We start from the raw sequence: 18676 nt of genomic DNA on the forward strand, positions 1-18676 counted from the left end.
AAACACATCGGTTATCAAGCACAACGGGGGCATCATGAGTTTTCAGGCTTATCTCGACACCATCAAGGAGAAGACGGGCAAGGGGCCGGACGATTTCGTCGAGCTGGCCGCCGAGAAGGGCCTGCTGGGGCCAACGGTGAAAGCCGGCGCCGTGATCGACTGGCTCGCCGCCGACTACGGTCTCGGGCGCGGTCATGCAATGGCGATCTACGCGATCCTCAAGTCGAAGACACAGCCGAGACCGGCTGCCGATGAGCGTATCGATAAGCAGTTCGCCGGTGCCAAAGCGGTGTGGAGTGCCCCATACGACGCCCTGCTGCACAGGATTCAAGAGTTCGGGCCGGATGTCTCGACCCAGCCCACCGACAGCTACATCAGCCTCGTACGCAACGGCAAAAAGTTCGCGATAGTCGCGGTTGCGTCCAAGCGCCTCGATCTCGGAATCAAGCTCAAGGGCACGGATGCCGTCGGTCGGCTGGCCGAGGCGGGTTCCTGGAATTCGATGGTCACCCATCGGGTTCAGATCGCGGATCCGGCTGAACTCGACGACGAGCTGCTCGGCTGGCTGCGCGACGCCTACGACCGCGCCGCCTGAGCCGACCGTGCCGCCTCGACCGCCCGCTCAGTCAGCAACGCACGCTCACGCTCATTGTCGGTCTGTGCTGCGGCGCGCTCGAATTCGTCGCAAGCCTCCTGCATACGACCGAGTTTGACGAGCAGGTCGGCTCGCACGGCGGGCAGCAGATGGTAGCCATCGAGCCGCCCGGCGGCGGCGAGAGCATCGGCCACGTCGAGGCCGGCCTGCGGTCCTTCGGCCATCGACAGCGCCACCGCCCTGTTGAGCTCGACCACGGGCGAGGCGGTCAGCCGGGAAAGCGCGCCATAGAGCGTGGCAATGCGAGGCCAGTCGGTGTCCACGCCCTCAGCTGCGCGGGCATGACACGCGGCGATGGCCGCCTGCAGTGCATACGAGCCGGGCGCACCCCCGAGCGCCTCGGCACGCCGCAACGCGGCCAGTCCGCGCCGGATCAGCAGCTGGTCCCAGCGGGACCGATCCTGATCCATCAGCAGAATCGGCTCTCCCGCAGCGGTCGTGCGGGCGCCGATGCGTGAGGCCTGAATCTCCATGAGGGCAACGAGTGCGTGCGCCTCAGCCTCGCCGGGAACCAGCTCGGCGAGGATGCGGCCGAGCCGCAGCGCCTCCTGGCACAGCGCCGGGCGCATCCAGTCCTCCCCCGCCGTCGCCGAATACCCCTCATTGAAGATGAGATAGACGGCACCGAGCACCGAGCCGAGACGCTCGGGAAATTCCGGACGAGACGGCACCTCGAACGGCACGTTCGCCGCCGAGAGGGTCTTCTTGGCACGCACGATGCGCTGCGCGATGGTGGGGGTCGAGACGAGGAACGCGCGAGCGATCTCCTCGGTGCTGAGGCCGCCGAGCATCCGCAGCGTCAGCGCCACCTGGGCCGGTTGCGCCAGCACCGGGTGGCAGGCGATGAAGATCAGTCGAAGCAGGTCGTCGTCGATCGGGTTGTCCAGCGCCTCGATATCTATCTCACCGAACGTGGATTCCGTGCCGAGCCGGTGTGCGACCTCGGCGTACTTGCGCTCGCGGTTCTCCAGCCTGCGCCAATGGTCTATTGCGCGCCTCTTGGCCACGGCGGTGAGCCAGGCGCCGGGGTTGCGGGGTACACCGGATGCCGGCCACTGCTCAAGCGCCTCGGCCAGGGCATCCTGCGCCACATCTTCGGCGAGCGACACGTCACGCACCATGCGCACCAGGCCGGCGATGAGCCGCCCCGATTCGATACGCCACACCGCCTCGACGGCGCTGCGCGCGTCTGCTGCCACCACCACTACCCCTGCCTATTTCGAGAGAACCGACCTACACTGCGGTTAAGCCCAACCGCTCAGGGACCTCAACGCAACCGTAGCGTCGCCTGCGTCGGGATCTTTTTCGTATCGCTTGACGAAAACCTTCGTGTCACACCGCGTCCCTCTCGGCGACCGGGCTGCGAAAGGAAGGAAAATCATGCCAGGAAACAGAGCTGTTGCCTATAAGAGCCCGGGAAAGGTCGAGGTCATCGACATCGACTATCCCACATTCGAGTTGAAGGATGGGCCGGGCGTCAACCCCGCCAATGTGGGACGCCAGGTTCGTCATGGGGCCATCGTGAAGACGGTGGCGACGAATATCTGCGGCTCGGATCAACACATGGTGCGCGGTCGCACCACGGCACCCGCCGATCTCGTGCTCGGACACGAGATCACGGGCGAAGTCGTCGAGGTCGGGCCGGATGTGGAATTCATCAAGGTCGGCGATCTCGTCTCCGTGCCGTTCAACATCGCCTGCGGGAGGTGCAAGAACTGCAAGGAGCGCAAGACGGGCGTGTGCTTGAACGTCAACCCGGATCGCCCCGGCAGCGCCTACGGTTACGTGGACATGGGCGGCTGGGTCGGCGGCCAGGCCAACTACGTGCTTGTGCCGTATGCGGATTGGAACGCGCTGAAGTTCCCCGACAAAGACCAGGCCATGGAGAAGATCCTCGACCTGGCCATGCTTTCGGATATCTTCCCCACCGGCTACCACGGTGCCGTCTCGGCGGGCGTCACGACAGGTTCGACGGCGTATGTGGCCGGTGCCGGTCCGGTGGGATTGGCGGCCGCGACATCCGCACAGCTTCTCGGTGCGGCAGTGGTCATCGTCGGTGATATGAATGCCGACCGGCTGGCGCAGGCCCGCAGCTTCGGATGCGAGACAGTGGACCTGAGCAAGGGGGAACCGCTGGATCAGATCGAACAAATCCTCGGAGTCCCCGAGGTCGATTCTGCCGTCGACGCGGTCGGCTTCGAGGCGAAAGGGCACGGCGCAGACGCGAAGGAGGCTCCGGCGACGGTGCTGAACTCGCTCATGGTCATGACCGCGGCCGGCGGCGCGCTCGGCATTCCGGGGCTTTACGTCACGGGAGATCCGGGCGGCGTAGACGAGGCCGCGAAGACCGGCTCACTCTCGCTGAACCTCGGTGCAGGCTGGGCCCGGTCGCTGTCATTCACCACGGGGCAATGCCCGGTGATGAAGTACAACTACGGGCTCATGAAGGCGATTCTCGCGGATCGAGTGCACATCGCGAAGAACGTCAACGCCAAGGCGATCAGCCTCGAGGATGCCCCGCGCGGCTACGAGGAGTTCGACAAGGGTGCCGCCACCAAGTACGTGCTCAACGCGAACGGATATCTCGACGCCGCCTGAGCACAGCACCTGATGCGCAAACGGATCGGGCCGTGCTCCAGGAGAGCACGGCCCGATCCGTTCGTCGGGTTGCATGCGAATCTTCGTATGCGAAAAAGCGCTACGCGGTGCGGGACTCGCCCGTCTCTTCGCGCCACTGCACCTCTTTTTGCACGAACTCGTTGCTCTGGTCGAACTCCTCAACGCCGAAAACCTGGCGCACCTCGATGCGACCCGACTGGATCGGCGCACGACGCGCCCGCTCGATGGCCTCCTGCTTCGAGGCAGCCTCCAGAATCCAGAAGCCGGCTATGAGTTCCTTCGTCTCGGCGAACGGGCCATCGGTGACGGTGCGGTCGTCGCCCGCGAAATCGACGCGGGCGCCCTCCGAGCTCGGGTGCAGTCCCTCACCGGCCAGCAGCACGCCGTCCTTGATGAGTTCCTCGTTGTAACGCCCCATGGCGTTGAGATCGTCTTCGCTCGGCATGGCGTTCGACTCGGTGTTCTCGTCGGCCTTCAGCAGCAGCATGAACTTCATGGTCGTTCTCCTTCGCTCAGGTGTATGGGCCGGTGTGCCCTTACCTTGACGTCGAACACGCAGGGCACACATCGACAGGGTCGCTGACAAGAGTTTCACCATCGCGTGGAACTCTCTGTGATCGGTTCCCAGCGTATGCACGCAGTGCAGATTAAGACAGGGCCGATCAGAGAAGGCGGATGCCATTCTGCAGCCGGGTGCGCACCTCGAAGACGTCGGCGACGTCGAGGCGCCCCGTCAGCCCCGTGCGCAGGAGTTGCGGCAGGATCGAACGCCTCACGAGCGCCGTGGATGCGTGCCTGCCGCGCTCAACGATCTCGAGCGGCTCGGCCAGGGCCTCGTCGGGCACCACAACCGCATAGCCGGTGAAGCGCACACCCAGCGAGCGAGCCAGGCGCCGGGCATTGCGCACAAGCGCCCTCACCGGTTCCTCGCCGCGGCCGAGCGCATCGCCGGTCACCTCACCCTTCACAAGGCGAACCTCGCCACCCCAGTCTTCGGAACGCACGGCGAACAGTCCAGCCGGCCCCAACACGACATGGTCGATGGCATAACCGCGATCGGCAGCGGCCACCGCGTTCCAGATGGTGTACCCGATGCCGAGTGTCGACACCATGCGTGCGGTTTCCTCCTCGGCCAACGCCTTCGCCAGAAGGCGACGGATCTCGAGCGGGGCCGAACGGACAAGGGCAGCATCGTATGGATCCTCGAGCCCGGCCCCGATGCCCGCCCACTCTCTCATGAGAGTGAGAAAGCCCTCCCGGGCTCCCCCGCCCGGGTGTCCGTATGAGCGGGCCCGTGGAGACGATGCGTTGGCGCGCGCACGCGATCGGGAGGGCGCGGGGCCGGCAGGTCGGGCATCCGGAGCCGTCTCGGCAGCACCGTGCCCGCGATCGTATGCGGCACGCTTGCTCGGGTCGCCCACGCGATCCCAGGCGAATTGCACCGCGTGAAATCGAGCGGCGCTCCCGCCGGTATCCGGATGCGTCTCGCGCAGCAAGCGGCGATACGCACGCCGCAGCTCGTCCTGGCTGACGGATGCGCCGACCCCGAGCACCTCGTATGGCGTAGGCGAAGCGGGGCTTTCGGGCATGCGGGGCAGTCTCCTTGTGTGCCCAGACAGCCTACCGGCGCCCGGCTGAGTCACGCCCGAGCGGTCGCCGACGTGCCGCGAGGCGCTGCCGCGCCTCAGCCCCGCGTCCGGTAACGCAGGTAGACCACACCGTTGCCGAAGCGGCGCTCCTCGATCAGTTCGAGCGGAACGTGCACGTCATCGGGCAGGAATCGGGTGCCACCGCCCACAATGACCGGTGAGACGAACTGCCGGTATTCATCGACCAGGCCCGACGCTATCGCGTGGGCCGCCAGGTTCGGGCCGCCAATGCTGATGTCCCGGTTCTCTGTCTCTTTCAATCGCCGCACCGCATCGACATCGAACGTGCGCTCGATACGCGTCAGAGCGCTGGATGGTTCTCCCAACGTTGAGGAGTACACGATCTTGTTCGCCGCACGCCAGATGGTCGCGTAATCCGCTATGACGGGCGGCTCCCCTGCAAGGTCAACACCCTCCCAGAAGACCATCACCTCGTAAAGCCGACGCCCGTAGAGGTAGGTTCCGACGTCACGCTCAAGATCGTTGACGAAGCCGTGCACCTCTTCGTCGGGCATACTCCAATCGAAATTGCCGCTCGCATCCGCGATATAGCCGTCGAGCGAGGTGATTGCCGTGTAGACCAGCCTGGCCATGGTGTACTCCCATCCTCAATATGTGAAGTTAAGCTTTGCAGTTTGCCTTGCTATTTGTTAGCGTGTGATGGTGAAAGCAGAACGACCCTCCGAGTCGAGCCCTCCCCTGAGCGTGGCCACGGATCTTCGTGTGCTGATCGGTAAACTACGCCGCCGATTGCGAGATCAGGGCAATGCGGGGGAATTCACCTGGGCGCAGGTCGCGGTGCTCACTCGCCTGGAACGGGATGGACCCGCGAGTGTGACGGCGCTTGCCCACGCCGAGGGTGTGCGCCCGCAATCGATGGGCGCGACGGTTGCCACGCTCGAAGAAGCCGGAATCGTCAGCGGGTCGCCGGACCCCACAGACGGTCGCCGCACAATTCTTTCCCTCACCGACACAGCGGTAGAACGGCTGACGACAACGCGGGCGGCGAAAGAAGACTGGCTCGCCCGCAGCATCGACACCCTGTTCACGCCAGCCGAGCAACGGCAACTCGCCATCGGGGTCGAACTCCTCACCCGTCTCGCCAACTCCTGAAGAGGACAAGCACACATGACCATCAGCTCACTCGACCCGAAGACCGCCCTCATCCTCATCGACCTGCAAACCGCCGTGCTCGCGCTGCCCTCCGCGCACCCCATGGACCGGGTTGTGGAGAATGCGGGCACACTCGCCGATGCGTTTCGGCTTCACGATCTGCCCGTTGTGCTCGTCACCGTAGCCGGAGGAGCGCCGGGCCGCACCGAGGGGGTGCGCCGGTCAGGCGGCGAGCGCCCGGCGGGGTGGGCCGATCTTGCTCCCCGGCTGGACGGGCATCCGGATGACTACCGGGTCACCAAACACACCTGGGGCGCCTTCACCGGCACCGGGCTCGACGAATACCTGAAGGGCCGGGGTGTGACCCAGGTCGTTCTCTGCGGCGTCTCAACGAGCGCCGGTGTCGAATCCACGGCGCGTCATGCCCACGAGAACGGCTTCAACGTAGCCCTCGCCATCGATGCCATGACCGACTCGAACGCGGATGCGCACCACAACAGCGTCACCCGCATCTTCCCGCGGCTCGGCGAGACCGGCACGACCGCGGAGATTATCGACCTGCTCGAGCACGGCGTCGCCCAGAACAGCAGCATCAAGAACGGCAGTTTCAAGCACGGCGGCGAATGACCAGGCATACAACCACGCACACCAGCCCCAAACCCTTCGGGTGGAGGTTCACCGCTCCCCTGCTGCTCGGTTCCACGCTGAACCCGATCAACAGCTCGATGATCGCGACCGGCCTGGTCGGCATCGGCGTGGACTTTCACACCGGACCGGGAACCACCGCGACACTCATCTCGGTTCTCTACCTATGCAGCGCCGTCATGCAGCCCACGATGGGCAAGCTCTCCACCATCTTCGGGCCCCGACGGGTCTTCCTCGGCGGAATCGTCATTCTGCTCGCGGCCGGGATCGTCGGCGCTGCGGCCCCGAGCTTCGGATTCCTTCTCCTCTCCCGAGCACTGATCGGGGTCGGCACGGCCGCGGCGTACCCGACCGCGATGGCCCTCGTTCGCAAGCGGGCCGATGAGGCCGAGACCGGCGTGCCGAGCCGCGTTCTCGGCAACTTCTCGATCGCCGCGCAGATCACCACCGTGTTCGGGCTACCCCTCGGAGGCATCCTCACCGGCGTATTCGGCTGGCGCGCGCTCTTCGCGGTGAACATCCCGCTCGCCGTCATCACGATGATCTTCACGCTTATCGGGGTGGCCAAAGACGAGCCAATGGTGCGCGAGGGCCGGGCCCGGGTGCTGGCCGCCCTCGATATTCCGGGCATCCTGCTCTTCGCAGGCACCATCACGAGCCTGCTGCTGTTCCTGTCGAGCCTGACGGCACCGGTGTGGTGGCTGCTGCCGGTGGTCGTCGTTCTGGCGGCAGGGCTGATCGTCTGGGAGCGACGGGCGAGTCGCCCCCTCATCGATGTGCGGATGCTCGCCGGCAACACGCCGCTGCAGCGCACCTACCTGCGGCAGATGCTCGCCGCGCTCGGCATCTACTCCGCGCTCTACGGCGCGAGCCAGTGGATGGAACAGAGTGCACACCTCAGCGCCTCGGCCGTCGGTCTCGTTCTGTTGCCGCTCTCGGGGCTCAGCATCGTGATCGCCAGAGTGGTCTCGCGCCGGGGCTGGGTGCGCTGGCCGCTCATTCTCGCCGGCGTCGCACTCGTTCTCACGGCCGGGGTCATGCTCACGATGACGCACGACTCGAACGTTCTCGTTCTCATCGGCATGTCACTGCTCTTCGGCTTCACCAACGGATTCAGCGGCTTCGCAAACCAGGCCGCGCTCTACGTGCAGACGCCCGCCGAGCAGACTGCCGTGGCATCCGGGCTGTATCGAACCGCCGCATACATCGGGGCGATCTTCTCCGCGAGTCTGATCGGTCTCACCTTCGGTGATGCGGCCACGGATGACGGGTTCCACGTTCTCGCCTGGGTCATCGGCGCACTGGGCGTCGGCATCATGCTGCTGAGCATTCTCGACAGGAAGATTCCACGCGTCACGGCGTGACCGGCCAACCGTCGGGCCGCGATTTAAAATATCAGGCGGGCGGTGCTTGGGAAATGCGCACCATGTTGCCCGAGGGGTCGCGGAACGCGCAGTCGCGCGGGCCCCAGGCCTGGTCGATGGGCTCCTGCAGAACCTCGGCACCGGATGCGCGCACCGTCTCGAACGTCGCATCCACATCGTCGGAGCGAAACACGAGCATCGGCAGCACCCCCTTGGTCAAGAGTTCCTGCAGCGCGTCACCATCGGCCTGCGAGCGGCCGGCATGAGGTTCGGAGATCACGATGCCGAGCCCGGGCTGCGCGGCGCTGCCGAGGGTCACCCAACGGTGGTCGCCCGAGGCGACGTCGTTCTGAACATCGAGGCCGAGCGCGCCGCTGTAGAAGGCGATCGACTCATCCACGTCGTTGACGGTGATGTTGGTGTACTGGAGTGAGATTGTCATAACCGCGACTCTATGCGGCGGAATTCTCGGCCGCTTCTTGAATCCTGCTCGAATCGTCGATGCGACGCGGCCCGTTCCGCGCCGGGCGCGTATGCGACTTCGCTACACAGTTGGGCATCGCCTTGACCGCGTGATGCTCGCGACTGCGGTAGGCGCGAGGGCTCTCCCCCACGATCTCGGTGAATCGCGAGCTGAACGAGCCGAGCGACGTACAGCCGACCGCCATGCACGCATCCGTCACGCTCATGCCCTCCCGCAGCAGCGCCATCGCCCGCTCGATTCTGCGGGTCATCAGATAGCTGTACGGCGTCTCGCCGTAGGCCGCGCGGAACTGCCTGGAGAAGTGCGCAGGCGACATGAATGCCCGCTCGGCCATCGTCGGAACGTCGAGTGGTCTCGCATACTCCCGGTCGATCAGATCCCGGGCACGGCGCAGCGAAGCAAGGTTCTCAAGCTCGTGCGGAGTCATGCGCCGAGAGTACCACTGGCGAGAAACGGTTTGCGCGACGTTCTACCCCTCCAGCCCCAAGCGGACGCGTTTGGGGAGCGAGGCGACCACGATGGCGTGCGACTCGGCGATGAGTTCCCGCACGTGGCCGGCGACCACGGTTCCGTCGAGGCGCACCGTGACCCAGTGACGCTTGTTCATGTGATAGCCGGGGTCGATCCCCTCCACGCTGCGAATGAGCCTCGGCACGTTCTCGGGCAGCGCCTTGAGCGTGATGGTGCGCTCCGCCGCATCCGGGCTGTCGATCGAGAAGACCTTGCCTGCCACCTTGAAGACCCGAGCCTCGGGGCCGAATGGATACGTCTCCTCGGCACCGTTCAGGTCGAGGAGGAAGGTCGTCAGTTCGTTGGGTGTCATCTCGGTTGCTCCCCGTCACTCGTCGTCTCCGCCGATCATCGCGGATGCCACCGACAGGGAGGTCTAGCCTCGCAAGTCGAGCCAGCGCACCTGCTCGTCTGCGAGGTGGATGCTCAGCCCCTCCATCGAGGTGCGCGTCTCCTCGATGCTGCGCGGTCCGATCAGCGGGAACGTCGGGAACGACTGGGCGAGAACGTACGCCAGCGCAACCGCGGTCGGCGCGACGCCCAACTCGGCGGAGAGCTGTCGCGCGCGCGCCAGCCGTTCGAAGTTCTCGTCACTGTAGTAGCAGCGCACCAACTCGGCATCCGCGGTGTTCTCGCGGTCGGCCCTGGCGAAGAATCCCCGCGCCTGCGATGACCATGGCAGAAGCGGCGTATTGGTTCGCTCCAGCCACTGGCGATCCGCGGGGTCGGTGACATGTTCGCATCCGGCCCACGGCACATCTTCGGCGTGCGCGAGCCCGAAGTGGTCGCTCAGCGCCGCAAAGCCCGTCTTGCCATTGGCCTGCGCATACCGGTTGGCCTCCTCGAATCGAGGGATGCTCCAGTTGGAGACACCGAATGCGCGGATGCGACCGGCTCGCACGTGCTCGTCGAGCACGTCCACGAACTCCGCGACCGGCACATCCGCGTTGTCGCGGTGCATGAGATAAAGGTCGAGGTGGTCGGTCTGCAGCCGATCCAGGCTCTCGTGCAGCTGGCGCGTAAGCGATTCCGGGTCGCAGTACGGCGTGTGGGCGCCCTTGCCGATGATCACGACGTCGTCGCGAAGGCCGCGGTTGGCCACCCACTGCCCCAGGAGGCGTTCCATCGCTCCGCCGCCGTAGATGTATGCGGTGTCGAAGGCATTGCCGCCCCGCTCGACGAAATCGTCGAACATCGCGGAGGCGTGGCTCAGGGTCGCCTGGTTGTCCACACCCATCACGAGCCGCGACATGCGCTTGCCAATACCCGCGATGGTGCCATACGGCATGGTCGCGTCACCGCGCACGGCGAGCGGTTTTCCGCTGAACGTCGGAATGTTCGCGGTGGCGGCCTCGAAGGGAAAATTCAGCCCCAGCTGTGCCCGCAGCTGATCGAGCGTTCGAGCGTTGCCGAGGCTGTCTGCCCAGCCCATCTGCGGGCTCTGGCCGGCCTCAACGTTCTCGGCCAGCGCATCCGCCTGCACCGCGTACTGGTATGCGGCAGCCACCTCGATGGTCTCGACAGGCTCACCCACACGGGCCACCTCGATGGTCGAGCCCTCCGTCTCGCTCGGCAGCCACGGTTCGCTCACCGTGATGCGCCCGGCCGAGCCGTACACGACGATGCGGTTCTCGTCCTGCAGGCCGACACCGCTCGTGACGTGCGCCGTGAGACCTGAGGCGAACACGAGGGATGCGCTCATCCACTCGTCCACGCCACTCGCGCCGATCGTGCCGTGTGCGGTCAGCGAAACGGGGTCGGCGAACAGTGCGTCGCTCGCAGCCCCGGCGATCAGTCGTGCGGCAGAAACCGGGTATCCGCCGACATCCAGGATGCCCCCGCCGGCGAGATCGGGGTTCTTCAGCCGGTGGTCGGCCGGCAGTTCCGCGGCGAACGCGAACGATGCATCCACGTGCTGGATGTCACCGATTGCGCCCTCGCGCACCAGTTGCGCGAGCCGCTCGGTCTGCGGGTGAAAGCGGTACATGAAGCCCTCGGCCAGGTAGAGGCCGGCCCGTCGGGCCGCCTCCACGACGACCATGACGCCAGCGTGATCGACCGAGAGCGGCTTTTCGCTGATCACGTGCTTGCCCGCCTCGAGGGCCTCAAGCGCCAGCCTGATGTGTTCGGTGTGCACCGTCGCGATGTACACCGCGTCGATCTGCGGATCGGCGAAGAGCTCGGCATAGGAGCCGTATGCGCGCACCGGCGCCGCCTCGCTTGAATATTCGGCGGCGAAGGACTGCGCGCGCTCGAGGGTGCGACTCGCCGCCGCGACCAGGCTGCCGGTGCGGCTATGCACCAGCTGGTCGGCGAAACGATGGGCAATCGAACCCGGCCCGACGATGCCCCATCTCACGTGTTCAAGACTCACGTTCTCGCTCCCTCATCTCTGCGCTGAAATCTGTACAGGAATCTGTACTCAAATTCACTACCGTGAACGTTCACGGCAACAATATCAGTAGCATTCCACTATGACCAGACGCGACGATCAGCAGACGCCCGCCGCCCATTCGAGCCGCGCCGTCACGATTATCGACGTCGCACACGCCGCAGGCGTCTCACGCCAGACGGTGACCAGGGCGCTCAATGGCATGGCCGATGTCAGCGCGGCCACGCGCGAGCGTGTCATCGAGGCGGCGCATCGCTTGAACTACCGCCCAAACCGTGCCGCGCAGGGCCTCGTGCGTGGTCGAGAGATAGCCATCGGCTTCGTCGTCAGCGATCTGCGCAATCCGTACTATCCCGAACTCGCCTCCGAACTGACTCGTCTCGCGTCGGAGCACGGCTGGGGCGTCATGTTGTGCGATCTCGGGTCCGATCGCACCGACGCACGCAAGCGGCTCGAAACGATAGTGCACCGCGTCGACGCCATCGTCGGTCACGTCGCGAATCCTGAATTCTCCGATCTGCTCGCCTCGCTGCCCACGGTCATCTTCGATGCGCCAGCGGATGCGTCCGGACCGCTCGGGCGCGCGGTGATCGAGATCGACTATCGCCCGGGCATCCGCGCAGCACTCGATCATCTGGTGGCGATCGGGCGCAAACGCATTGCGATGATCGACGGCTCCGGAAGCGATACCCGCGCATCTGATGCCCCCGTGCGGGTCTCGGGGCGACGACAGCTTTATCGTGAGCATCTTCGGGAATACGATCTCGCGTGGTCCGAGGCATCCGAAGTGTCCGGGATCGACACCCACGACGGCGGCATCGAGGCGGCCATGCGGCTGAGGGCGCAGTATCCGCATGCCGATGCCGCGCTGGTGTTCAACGACGTCATGGCACTGGGTGCGCTCAAGGGCTTCGCTCGAGTTGGGGCGCGCGTGCCGCAGGATGTTGCCGTCATCGGCATCGACGGCCTGAACATCGGAACGCTCGTCACCCCCGAACTCACCAGCATCGCCCTCGACAAGACCGAGCTCGCACGGCACGCCATCGATCTCGTCGACGGGATGCTGTCCGGTCGCATCGCGGCCGGCCAGGCCGCCCGACGAACAATCACCCACACACTAATCGTGCGCGAGTCCGCCTGAGAGCCACCGTCGCGCCCTCTCGCGCCAATCGCTTCCGCGCGCTCCTCCGCACATGCTGTCGGTGGCAATTGACATACTCGAACATATGTTCGAATATGAGGGCATGGCCGGTTCCGTTGCGACGCTTCCCGAGCCCGTTCCCGCCACGGTGGGCGCGGGCGGCACGTCGCGCGCCCGCACTGCACAGGCCAACAACGCGCAGGCCCGCGACGCGCAGACACACCGCCCCGAGCGGGTGCAGGAGCTGCAGACGCGCATCCGGCAGATGCAGCGACGCACCCTGGAAGAACGCACACTGCCCACCCTGCCGGGCCTGGCCGAGTTGCTCCCGGGCGGTGCACTGCGGGCGGGGTCCGCGTATTCTGTGGCCGAGTCGCACGCTCTCGTGATGGCCATGATGGCGGGGCCCAGCGCATCCGGTTCGTGGTGCGGCGTGGTGGGGTTGCCCGACTTCGGGGTGGAGGCAGCGGCAGGTTTCGGTGTGCAACTCGAGCATCTGGTTCTGGTGCCGCGCCCCGGCGATCGCTGGCTCACCGTGACGGCCGCGCTCGCCGACGTTCTGCCCGTGGTCGTCACCCGGCCGCCTGCACGCGTGAGCGATGCGGATGCCGCGCGGCTGGCCGCCCGCCTGCGCCAGCGCGGGTGCACCCTCATTTCGATGGGCCCGTGGCCGCAGAGCGAAGCCAGGCTCAGCCTCGAGCAGACCAGCTGGAGCGGGCTCGGTGCCGGGCACGGTCGACTGACCGACCGACAGGTGACGGTGAGCGTTTCCACGGCGGGCGGCACGGGGCGGCCCCGCACGGGGCGGCTGTGGCTGCCCTCGGCTGATGCGACGCTCGAGCAGGCCCCTCACCTCACGGCAGTCGCGCCGCTGGAATACGGAACAGGCGACCGCTCTGTTCCTGTTCCCGTTCCCGGCTCCGCAGCTGGATCTGCAGCCATTTTACGAACGGCGGTGGGGGCGTGAGAGAGGCACCCGCGGTCTCTGTGTCCACGAGCAGAGCAATAGTGGTCTGGGTTCCGGACTGGCCTGTCGCTGCGGTTGCGACCGCACCCGCAGCATCCGGTTTGTCCGGCGCAGGCGGTGCGGGCAGTAACGGGCTCGTCGCCGTCATCGAGAACGGCCGCGTCTTCGCCTGCTCCGCTGCCGCCCGGGCCGAGGGGGTGCGCCGAGGGCATCGGCTGCGCGAGGCGCAGGCCCGCTGCCCCCAGCTGACGACGATTGCCTACGACCCGGTGCTCGACGCCCGCAGCTACGAACCCGTGCTCGCGCTCATCGAACGACTGATGCCGGGCGTGCAGCCGATTCGACCGGGAATGTGCGCGATTCGCGCCCGAGGCCCCGCTCGCTTCTACGGGGGTGAGCATCAGGCGGCTTCCGTGTTGCTCGGCGAGCTGGCCGAGCTCGGCTTCGACTCCTGCCGGGTCGGCATCGCCGACGGACTGTTTGCGGCCGAGCAGGCAGCACGCTCAGGCACGGGAATACACATCGTGCCCCCGGGCGAATCGCCGCGGTTTCTTGCGCCGCTGCCCGTCGGTATCCTGGGCGATGCCACCCTGGCCACACTGCTGATTCGGCTGGGCATGGGCACGCTCGGCGATTTCGCCGCGCTCGATGCGTTCCAGGTGCGACACCGTTTCGGCGAGCTCGGTGCCCGGGCACACGCGCTGGCGGGCGGGGTGCTGGGCGGCAGCGTCGTTCCCCGCGTCCCGCAGAAAGAACTCGACGTCGCCGTTGAATTCGAACCGCCCCTCTCCTCACTCGACCAGGTGGCCTTCGCGTTCCGCACCGCCGCCGAGAGATTCATCACGCAATTGAGCGATGCCTCCCAGGTATGCACGGCAGTGCGGGTGAGCGTGACGAGCGAATCGGGAGAGGTCTCCGAACGCGAGTGGCTGCATCCACGGTGGTTCACGGCGGCAGATGTCGTAGACCGGGTGCGCTGGCAGTTGCAGGGCTCGGGCAGCGGCTCCAGCGGGTTGAGTTCGGCCGTCACGCGGGTGTCGGTGAGTCCGGGTGGCGTGGACGCGGCCGGCAACCACGAGGAAGGGCTGTGGGGAACGGCGCCCGACGAACGAATCCACCACGCTCTCTCCCGGGTGCAGGGGCTGCTTGGCCACGATGCCGTGCTCACGCCTGTGATGGGCGGTGGGCGCATGCTCGCCGATCGCCAGTTGCTCGTGTCGTGGGGCGACCGCGCTCCGACGGATGCGGCAGCCTCGCAGGCACGCCCCTGGCCGGGGCGCTTGCCACCTCCGCTGCCCTCGAGCGTGTTCGCTCCCCCGCGCCCGGCCGTCGTCGTGGACCCCGCGGGAGATGCGGTGCTCGTCGACGAGCGAGGCAGGCTCACGGGGCCGCCCGCCCGAATGAGCGTGCAGGGCAGGGATGCGGCGCTGCGGTCGGTGTCGGCGTGGTCAGGGCCGTGGTCCGTCGATGAACGCTGGTGGGATGCGGGCTCAGCGCGTCACGTCAACCGCTTCCAAGTGGTCGACGATTCCGGATGCGCCTGGCTGCTGCTGCAGGAAGGCGAGCGCTGGCTCGCGGAGGCCCGTTATGACTGAGGGGCGCTATGGCCAAGGGGCGGTGCGCTGATGGGCTGGAATAACCCGCCGATTCCGTGGTCCCAGCTGGAGCGCACGCTCTCCGGTCGGGAGCGACCGGCCGGAGAGGAGAGCGACGGCGCGTTCAGCAGAAAGCGTCAGCCGTATGAGCCGGGTGTGCTGCCGCCCGCCGACGATGGCCCGCTCGTGCCCTATGCCGAACTGCACGCCCACTCGCACTACAGTTTTCTCGACGGCGCCTCCTCCCCCGAACGCCTGGTTGAGGAGGCGGCCCGCCTGCGGCTGCACGCCCTGGCTCTCACCGACCATGACGGTCTCTACGGCATCGTGCGCATGGCCGAGGCGGCCGAGGCTCACAACCGGCTTGCACTCGAGAACCCGGCGGTGCGTCCCGTGAAGACGGTGTTCGGCGCCGAGCTCTCGTTCTCGCTGAGTAAGCCGCAAAACGGCGTGGCCGACCCCGAGGGCAGCCACCTCCTCGTGCTTGCGCGAGGTCAGGAGGGGTATCACCGCCTGGCCGGGGCACTCACGCAGGCCCAGCTGGCCGAGGGCGCCGAGAAAGGGCGCCCGCTGTATGAACTGCAGCAGCTGGCCGAGCAGGCAGACGGGCACTGGGCGATTCTCACCGGATGCCGCAAGGGCCGGGTGCGCCAGGCCCTCGAGAATGAGAGCGGCGGGTTGAGGGCCGCGGAACGGGAGATCGAGCGACTCACCACCCTGTTCGGGCACGACAACGTCTTCGTCGAGCTGTTCGATCATGGCGATCCCCTCGACAGCACCCACAACGACGCGCTTGCCGCGCTGGCCACCCGTCTCGGGTTGCCCACGCTCGCCACCAACAATGTGCACTACGCCGCCCCCGGTGAACGTCGGCTCGCCACAGCAATAGCGGCGGTGCGGGCGCGCAGAAGCCTCGATGAACTGGATGGATGGCTGCCGGCATCCGGTTCGGCGCACCTGCGCAGCGGGGCCGAGATGGCCGCCCGCTTCGCGCGCTACCCGGGTGCCGTCGAGCGCACGGTCGCTCTGGCCGACGAGCTCGCCTTCGAGTTGCGTAGCGCCCGGCCCCGGCTGCCGCAGCAGGATGTACCGACCGGGCACACCCCCATGAGCTGGCTGCGCGAGCTCGTACGCGTCGGCGTCACCGAGAGGTACCCCGACGCGCTGGTGATCGCTGACGCCGCTCCGGCGACCATCGCTCAGGCCGCCGAGACGGATGCCACGTGGGAGCGCCTCGAGAAGGAGCTGGCCGTCATCGAGGCCAAGGATTTTCCCGGCTACTTTCTGATCGTGCACGATATCGTCGAATTCGCCCGCAGCAAGGGCATTCTCTGCCAGGGCCGGGGTTCTGCCGCGAATTCCGCGGTCTGCTACGCGCTGGGTATCACGGCCGTCGATTCCATCTTCTTCGACCTGCCGTTCGAACGGTTTCTCTCCAGCATTCGTGACGAGGAGCCCGACATCGATGTGGATTTCGACTCCGACCGCCGCGAGGAGGTCATCCAGTACGTCTACGAGAAGTACGGCCGCCGCAATGCCGCCCAGGTGGCCAACGTCATCTCGTACCGGCCCGCATTCGCGGTGCGCGACATGGCGAAGGCGCTCGGCCACAGTCCCGGTCAGCAGGATGCCTGGTCGAAGCAGGTGGAGCGCTGGGGTTCCGAGGTCTCCAGCCAAGAGCACGATATTCCCGCGGAGGTGGTCGATCTTGCCACCGAACTGCTGAGGTCTCCCCGGCACCTGGGCATCCACTCGGGCGGAATGGTGCTCACCGAACGACCGGTCGGCGAAGTATGCCCCATCGAGCATGCACGCAAAGAGAATCGCACGGTACTGCAGTGGGACAAAGACGACTGCGAGTGGATGGGCCTGGTCAAGTTCGATCTGCTGGGTCTCGGCATGCTCGCCGCGCTGCAATACGTCTTCGACCTCGTCGACGAACATCTGGGTGAGAGGTGGACGCTTGCGACAATTCCCAAGGAAGAGCCAGCCGTGTACGACATGCTCTGCCGGGCCGACTCGATAGGGGTGTTCCAGGTGGAGAGCCGGGCGCAGATGAGCACGCTGCCCCGGCTGCTGCCCCGCAGCTTCTACGACCTCGTGATAGAGATCGCGCTGATCAGGCCGGGACCCATCCAGGGCGGGGCCGTGCATCCGTACATTCGCCGGCGCACCGGGGACGAACCCGTGAGCTACCTGCACCCGAAACTCGAACCCGTGCTCAGGCGCACACTCGGCGTTCCCCTGTTCCAGGAGCAGCTCATGCAGATGGCCATGGCCGTGGGCGACTGCAGCGCCGAAGACGCCGACCTGTTGCGCCGCGCCATGGGTTCCAAGCGCGGGGTGGAGCGCATCTCCTCCCTCAAGCAGAAGCTCTACGCCGGCATGGCCGGCAACGACATCAGCGACACCGACGCCGACGTCATCTACGCCAAGATCGAGGCCTTTGCCAACTTCGGATTCGCCGAGAGCCATTCGCTCAGCTTCGCCCTGCTCGTCTACGCGAGCTCCTGGCTCAAGCTGCACTACCCCGCCGCGTTTCTCACCGCGCTGTTGCGCGCACAGCCCATGGGCTTCTACTCCCCCAACACCCTGGTTTCGGATGCGCGCCGGCACGGCGTCGAGGTGCGTCACGCCGACATCCAGCTCTCCGGGGTGCAGGCAGGGCTGGAGCGCACGGTCCCTTCCGCGCCTGCCGCCCCTGACGCCTGTCTCAACGAGCACCAACCGCCCATCGGAGCATTCGACCGCGCCGCACCCGACGCATCCGCCGCCCACCGCCGCGACGGCGGCCACGCCGTGCGACTCGGGCTGGCCGGCGTGAACTCCATCGGAGAGAAGCACGCCGAGCGCATCGTGGCCGAGCGTGAGGCAAACGGTGCGTATCGAGACATGGCCGATGTCGCACGCCGCGTCGGCCTCTCTACCCCGCAACTCGAGTCCCTCGCCGCAGCGGGAGCCTTCGATTCTCTGGGCCTCGACCGCCGCGAGGCCCTGTGGAACGCCGGATGGGCCGCACAGGAACGCGCCGACCAGCTTCTCGGCAGCGCCGTCGTGATCCAGCCACCCCTGCTGCCCTTGCTCACACCGGCCGAGCAGACCATCTACGACATGTGGGCAACGGGAATCTCCCCCGACGATCACCCGGTTCGTCATGCACGCGACATGCTCGATCACCGTGGCGTGCTCCCCATCGCAGGTACCCGAACGGCCGAGGCCGGTCGACGAATCGAGTCCGCCGGGGTCGTCACGCACCGCCAGCGCCCCATGACCGCGGGCGGTGTCACGTTCCTCAACCTCGAAGACGAGACAGGAATCCTCAACGTGATAGTCGGCGTGGGTGTCTGGAATCGCTACCGCAAGGCCGCACGTGAGGCGCCCGCCATGATCGTGCGCGGCATCCTGGAGCGCTCCCCCGAAGGCGTCACCAACCTGCTCGCCGACCGCATCGAGGCGTTACCGCTGCTCGCCCCCACACGGTCACGGGACTTCCAGTGAGCCTTACCCGGTATAAGGATGTTGACCAGTATCAAGAGTGAGTG

The 18676-nt window shown here is 66.5% G+C and carries 17 protein-coding genes; 9 read left to right on the forward strand and 8 right to left on the reverse strand.

The window, feature by feature from the left end; genetic code table 11:
- Nucleotides 1-34: 34 nt before the first annotated feature.
- A complete protein-coding gene (locus ASC63_RS14055; RefSeq protein WP_055815697.1) occupies nucleotides 35-595 on the forward strand; it encodes a DUF4287 domain-containing protein in 561 nt (186 codons plus the stop codon).
- Here the strand turns inward: ASC63_RS14055 and ASC63_RS14060 are convergent.
- Nucleotides 577-1857: an RNA polymerase sigma factor gene (locus ASC63_RS14060; protein WP_055816575.1), complete on the reverse strand. Its 1281-nt coding sequence runs from the start codon at nucleotides 1855-1857 to the stop codon at nucleotides 577-579. The genes ASC63_RS14055 and ASC63_RS14060 overlap by 19 nt on opposite strands.
- Nucleotides 1858-2035: 178 nt before the next feature.
- Here ASC63_RS14060 and fdhA point away from each other — a divergent pair, with 178 nt between their 5' ends.
- Nucleotides 2036-3253: a formaldehyde dehydrogenase, glutathione-independent gene (gene fdhA / locus ASC63_RS14065; protein ID WP_055815700.1), complete on the forward strand. Its 1218-nt coding sequence runs from the start codon at nucleotides 2036-2038 to the stop codon at nucleotides 3251-3253.
- 100 nt (nucleotides 3254-3353) lie between these two features.
- On the opposite strand, the gene ASC63_RS14070 is transcribed toward fdhA, so the two are convergent.
- The 3 genes from ASC63_RS14070 to ASC63_RS14080 all read right to left on the reverse strand — a co-directional run bounded on the left by ASC63_RS14070 (nucleotide 3354) and on the right by ASC63_RS14080 (nucleotide 5516).
- The gene (locus ASC63_RS14070; RefSeq protein ID WP_055815703.1) at nucleotides 3354-3770 is read right to left on the reverse strand and encodes a YciI family protein; all 417 of its coding nucleotides are present in this window, start codon (nucleotides 3768-3770) and stop codon (nucleotides 3354-3356) included.
- A gap of 166 nt (nucleotides 3771-3936) precedes the next feature.
- Nucleotides 3937-4863 carry a DnaJ domain-containing protein gene (locus ASC63_RS14075; RefSeq protein ID WP_055815706.1) on the reverse strand — a complete coding sequence of 309 codons (927 nt, stop codon included), beginning with the start codon at nucleotides 4861-4863 and terminating at the stop codon, nucleotides 3937-3939.
- Between the two features lie 95 nt (nucleotides 4864-4958).
- Complete coding sequence (locus ASC63_RS14080) at nucleotides 4959-5516, reverse strand: dihydrofolate reductase family protein (RefSeq protein ID WP_055815709.1); 558 nt, start codon at nucleotides 5514-5516, stop codon at nucleotides 4959-4961.
- Nucleotides 5517-5586: 70 nt separating this feature from the next.
- On the opposite strand from ASC63_RS14080, the gene ASC63_RS14085 reads away from it, so the two are divergent.
- Genes ASC63_RS14085 through ASC63_RS14095 form a run of 3 tightly spaced genes read left to right on the forward strand, consistent with a single transcriptional unit; the run spans nucleotide 5587 to nucleotide 8045 of the window.
- On the forward strand, nucleotides 5587-6036 hold the full coding sequence (locus tag ASC63_RS14085; RefSeq protein WP_200936936.1) for a MarR family winged helix-turn-helix transcriptional regulator: 450 nt from the start codon (nucleotides 5587-5589) through the stop codon (nucleotides 6034-6036).
- Between the two features lie 15 nt (nucleotides 6037-6051).
- On the forward strand, nucleotides 6052-6663 hold the full coding sequence (locus tag ASC63_RS14090; protein WP_055815715.1) for an isochorismatase family protein: 612 nt from the start codon (nucleotides 6052-6054) through the stop codon (nucleotides 6661-6663).
- Nucleotides 6660-8045: an MFS transporter gene (locus ASC63_RS14095; RefSeq protein ID WP_055815717.1), complete on the forward strand. Its 1386-nt coding sequence runs from the start codon at nucleotides 6660-6662 to the stop codon at nucleotides 8043-8045. The genes ASC63_RS14090 and ASC63_RS14095 overlap by 4 nt, the downstream gene beginning before the upstream one ends.
- A gap of 31 nt (nucleotides 8046-8076) precedes the next feature.
- On the opposite strand, the gene ASC63_RS14100 is transcribed toward ASC63_RS14095, so the two are convergent.
- From ASC63_RS14100 to ASC63_RS14115, 4 genes are all read right to left on the reverse strand, one after another.
- Nucleotides 8077-8487 carry a VOC family protein gene (locus ASC63_RS14100; protein WP_055815720.1) on the reverse strand — a complete coding sequence of 137 codons (411 nt, stop codon included), beginning with the start codon at nucleotides 8485-8487 and terminating at the stop codon, nucleotides 8077-8079.
- 10 nt (nucleotides 8488-8497) lie between these two features.
- Nucleotides 8498-8956 (reverse strand): helix-turn-helix transcriptional regulator, encoded by a 459-nt coding sequence (locus ASC63_RS14105; RefSeq protein WP_055815723.1) that lies wholly within the window; start codon nucleotides 8954-8956, stop codon nucleotides 8498-8500.
- Nucleotides 8957-8998: 42 nt separating this feature from the next.
- Nucleotides 8999-9352 carry an MmcQ/YjbR family DNA-binding protein gene (locus tag ASC63_RS14110; protein ID WP_055815726.1) on the reverse strand — a complete coding sequence of 118 codons (354 nt, stop codon included), beginning with the start codon at nucleotides 9350-9352 and terminating at the stop codon, nucleotides 8999-9001.
- Nucleotides 9353-9415: 63 nt separating this feature from the next.
- Nucleotides 9416-11413 (reverse strand): aldo/keto reductase, encoded by a 1998-nt coding sequence (locus tag ASC63_RS14115; RefSeq protein WP_055815730.1) that lies wholly within the window; start codon nucleotides 11411-11413, stop codon nucleotides 9416-9418.
- A gap of 100 nt (nucleotides 11414-11513) precedes the next feature.
- On the opposite strand from ASC63_RS14115, the gene ASC63_RS14120 reads away from it, so the two are divergent.
- The 4 genes from ASC63_RS14120 (at nucleotide 11514) to ASC63_RS14135 (ending at nucleotide 18632) form a co-directional block, all read left to right on the forward strand.
- Complete coding sequence (locus tag ASC63_RS14120) at nucleotides 11514-12572, forward strand: LacI family DNA-binding transcriptional regulator (protein ID WP_055815733.1); 1059 nt, start codon at nucleotides 11514-11516, stop codon at nucleotides 12570-12572.
- A gap of 85 nt (nucleotides 12573-12657) precedes the next feature.
- Nucleotides 12658-13539 (forward strand): hypothetical protein, encoded by an 882-nt coding sequence (locus ASC63_RS14125; RefSeq protein WP_200936937.1) that lies wholly within the window; start codon nucleotides 12658-12660, stop codon nucleotides 13537-13539.
- A gap of 20 nt (nucleotides 13540-13559) precedes the next feature.
- A complete protein-coding gene (locus ASC63_RS14130) occupies nucleotides 13560-15134 on the forward strand; it encodes a DNA polymerase Y family protein (protein ID WP_200936938.1) in 1575 nt (524 codons plus the stop codon).
- 30 nt (nucleotides 15135-15164) lie between these two features.
- Complete coding sequence (locus ASC63_RS14135) at nucleotides 15165-18632, forward strand: error-prone DNA polymerase (RefSeq protein ID WP_055815739.1); 3468 nt, start codon at nucleotides 15165-15167, stop codon at nucleotides 18630-18632.
- Nucleotides 18633-18676 lie beyond the last annotated feature (44 nt).

The sequence above is a fragment of the Leifsonia sp. Root112D2 genome, assembly GCF_001424905.1.
GTDB lineage: Bacteria > Actinomycetota > Actinomycetes > Actinomycetales > Microbacteriaceae > Root112D2.